Origin of the sequence: Conyzicola sp., assembly GCF_046714715.1 — a bacterium.
Lineage (GTDB): Bacteria > Actinomycetota > Actinomycetes > Actinomycetales > Microbacteriaceae > Conyzicola.
Map to the genome: position 1 here is coordinate 1 of NZ_JBKKAD010000034.1, position 2,790 is coordinate 2,790.

The window sequence follows — 2,790 nt, forward strand, 5'->3', positions numbered from 1 at the left end:
CCTGCTCGTCGTCGGTGCCGCGGGTTCGGGCAAGTCGACCCTGCTGGCGACCCTCGGTGCCACGGCAGACGTGCAGCGCATCGCCGCCGACGTCGAGGGCGCGTGGGACGCGCTCGTCGAACTGCTCGCCGAACTGCGCGGAACGGCCGAGCACCCCCGCGGCCCGCGGCTCGTGCTGCTCGACGACCTCGACGCGCTGCTCGGCAGGTTCCCCGAGGAGTACGAGTCCGCCGTTCTCGAGCTGGTCACCCAGTGCCTGCGTGAGGGACCGGCCCGCGGCATCCACTGGGCGATCACGGCCCAGCGGCTCACTCCCGCCCTGCACCCCGTGGTCGGTCTCTGCGGGAGCCGGCTCCTCCTCCGGCTGCCCAACCGGCAGGAGCACGTGCTCGCCGGCGGCGACGGCGGCGCCTTCGTCGAGCGGCTGCCGCCGGGTGCCGGCCGGTGGAACGGTCTGCGCCTCCAGGTGGCCGTCGACCGCGTCAGCCGCCTGCCCGAGCGCGAGCCCGGCCGTCACTCCGGCGCCCTGCATACCCTCCCCACCATCGACGCCTCGGCGCCGCTCGCCGTGGTGTCGAATCGGCCGGCCGCCTTCGTGGCGCGTCTCCGCCGCGCGTTGCCCGCGTTCGCCGAACCTGGCGCGATCGTCGACGTGGGTGCCGTGCCGCAGGGCGGACTCACCGTGGCGCGCCCGCGGTCGGCGCAGGCGATCGTCGGCGACGTCGACGCCTGGCAGGCGCAGTGGGGCGCCCTCGCGGCCGCGCGTTCGACGCACACGGTGATCGTCGACGGGTGCGGCGCGGGCGAGTTCCGCGCGGTGACCAGGCTGCGCGCCCTCCCGCCCGTGCTCGACGCCGCCCGAGCCGACCGATTCTGGCTGCTCACCCCCGGCGGAACCGTGACGCGGGGGATGTTGCCGGCGCCGGGTCCAGACGCCTAGCCGTGTCGGCTCGCCCGCTCGCGCACCAACGATTCCGCAGCATTCGGCCCATCGTTCTGCTGATTTCGTGAAATCCATGTTACGAAATCGATGTTTCCGTTGCCGATTGCTGGTCGCGACGCACTGTCTATGCCAGTATCGACTCACACATTCGCGGGCCGGGCGGCCACGAGTCACGGTCGCCAGCGGAACGCACAGCGCGCATTGAGGAGCACACGTGAGCAGAGCCCGCCTGAACGCAGCCCTTCCCGAAGACCCCATGATCAGAAAGCTCGTTCACCAGGCTCGCGCCTCCCAGGTCTCGCGCCGTGCCCTGCTCGCCACGGGCGGCAGTGCCGCCGCCGCCCTCGCCCTCGCGGCCTGCAGCACCGGCGGAGGCACCAAGCCGACCGCGGCCGCCGACACCTCCGACAGCGACAAGACGCTCACCTGGGCGAACTGGGCCGCCTACATCGACGAGGCCGACGACGGCAGCTACCCCACCCTCGACCGGTTCAAGGAAGAGACGGGCATCGACGTGACCTACATCGTCGACGTCGACGACAACAACTCCTACTACGGCAAGGTCAAAGACCAGCTCGCCCTCGGCCAGGACATCGGTGCCGACACGGTGTGCCTCACCGACTGGATGGTCGCGCGGCTGATCAACTTCGGCTACACGCAAGAGCTCGACCACGCCAACATCCCGAACATCGGCAACCTCATCTCCAGCCTGCAGAACCCCGACTTCGACGAGGGCCGCACGATGTCCCTGCCGTGGCAGGGCGGCTTCGCCGGCATCTGCTGGAACAAGGAAAAGCTGCCGAACGGGTTGAAGAGCGTCAACGACCTCTGGAACCCCGAGCTCAAGGGCCGCGTCGGTGTGCTCTCTGAAATGCGCGACACCATCGGGCTCATCATGTTGCAGGAGGGCGTCGACATCTCGGGAGACTTCAGCGACGACGACTTCAGCACGGCCAACGACATCTTCCGCGAGCAGGTCGAGTCGGGCCAGATCCGCAACGTCAAGGGCAACTCCTACATCGAAGACCTCACGAACGAAGACACCCTCGCGGCGATCGTCTGGTCGGGCGACATCACTGTGATCAACGCGGAGGCCGGCGACAAGTGGGAGTTCGCCATCCCCGAGGCCGGCGGCACCATCTGGAACGACAACTTCGTGGTGCCGATCGGGTCGACGCGCAAAGCCAACGCCGAGGCGCTGATGAACTACTACTACGAGCCCGAGGTGGCCGCCGAGGTCGCCGCGTGGGTCAACTACATCACCCCGGTCGCGGGGGCCAAGGAGGCCATGCAGGCCATCGACCCCGAACTCGCCGAGAACCAGCTGATCTTCCCCAACGAGGAGACGCTCGCCACCGTCAAGCTCTTCCGCACGCTCACCTCCGAGCAGCAGCAGAAGTACGGCGCCGAGTTCCAGAGCGTCCTTCTCGGCGTCTAGGCCGACCCGGCCACGAATCCACGACAACGCAGGGGAGCAGCACCATGGCAGGATCATTCGCCGAATCCGGCGCCGACCTCGAGCTCGTGGGGATCACCAAGCGGTTTCCCGGCTTCACCGCCATCGACGACCTCAGCCTGACGATCCCGGCCGGCTCGTTCTTCGCCCTGCTCGGCCCCAGCGGGTGCGGCAAGACCACGACCCTGCGCCTCGTCGCCGGCCTCGAGGACGCGACGGCCGGCCGCATCCTGATCGGCGGCACGGACGTCACGACCACCAAGCCGTTCCAACGCCCCGTCAACACGGTGTTCCAGAGCTACGCGCTCTTCCCGCACATGAGCGTGCTCGAGAACGTCGCCTTCGGTCTGAAACGGCGAAAAATCGCGGATGCCACGGCTCGCGCCCACGA

Annotated in this window: 2 protein-coding genes and 1 pseudogene; all 3 read left to right on the forward strand. The window is 68.9% G+C overall.

The window, feature by feature from the left end; all coding sequences use genetic code 11:
• Positions 1–940, forward strand: a pseudogene (locus ACLQ6X_RS02975) (hypothetical protein); the annotation flags it as partial.
• A 217-nt stretch (positions 941–1,157) separates the two neighbouring features.
• A complete protein-coding gene (locus ACLQ6X_RS02980; RefSeq protein ID WP_411698685.1) occupies positions 1,158–2,381 on the forward strand; it encodes an ABC transporter substrate-binding protein in 1,224 nt (407 codons plus the stop codon).
• Between the two features lie 44 nt (positions 2,382–2,425).
• Positions 2,426–2,790: ABC transporter ATP-binding protein (locus ACLQ6X_RS02985; protein WP_411698686.1), on the forward strand; the 365-nt coding region annotated here is incomplete at its 3' end.